1 pseudogene is annotated in these 619 nt (G+C 78.4%); it reads right to left on the bottom strand.

Annotated elements, in window-relative coordinates:
• Nucleotides 1-619 (bottom strand): annotated as a pseudogene (locus tag HW577_RS26140) (hypothetical protein); the annotation flags it as partial.

Below are 619 nucleotides of genomic sequence, written 5' to 3'. Positions count from 1 at the left end.
CAGCGCCTCCGCGATGCCCGCCCGGTCCGCCCGCGCGCGCTTGGATCCGCGCAGCGCGATGCCGAGGTGGCGCAGCGCTTCCGCCGGATAGACCTCCGCCAGCACCGCGCGGCCCGGGGCGAGCAGCGCGTGCAGCCCGCCCTCGAAGGGCCAGAGCGCGTAGGGCGCGCCGGCCGCGAGCCCCGGCGCCAGCCAGTCCCGCCAGGCCGCGATCGCCGCCTTGCCCGACTGGTTCGCACCCAGCGTCCAGAACACCGGCGCGCCGGCGGGGCGTTCGGCGGTGGCGCGGTCGCACAGCCGCGACAGGCCCTGCGCGTCGCCCAGGCCGAGGGCCGCCGCATGCGCCGCGCGCGTCATGCCCTTCACGCCGCGCGCGGGGTAGAAGGGGCGCTCGCGCGAGACCTGGTCGAGCGTCGCCGCCACCTCGAAGAAGCCAGGCCGGGCGGCGAGGCCGCGCAGGAAGGGTACGAAGCCCGGCTCGGCGCGTCCTTCCGCGAAGCCGCGCGGCACGCCGAGCGGCAGGTCGAGCCCGATCGCGACCGGCACGCCCTCGCCGATCAGCGCGGCGAGGCGCGCGGCGGGGTCGCCCGCCGGAGATCGGAAGAGCCGACGTCTGAAT

The organism is Neoroseomonas rubea (assembly GCF_016106015.1).
Taxonomy (GTDB): domain Bacteria; phylum Pseudomonadota; class Alphaproteobacteria; order Acetobacterales; family Acetobacteraceae; genus Neoroseomonas; species Neoroseomonas rubea.
Note: the sequence above shows the minus strand (reverse complement) of the source record. Positions and strands in the feature narration are given on the sequence as shown.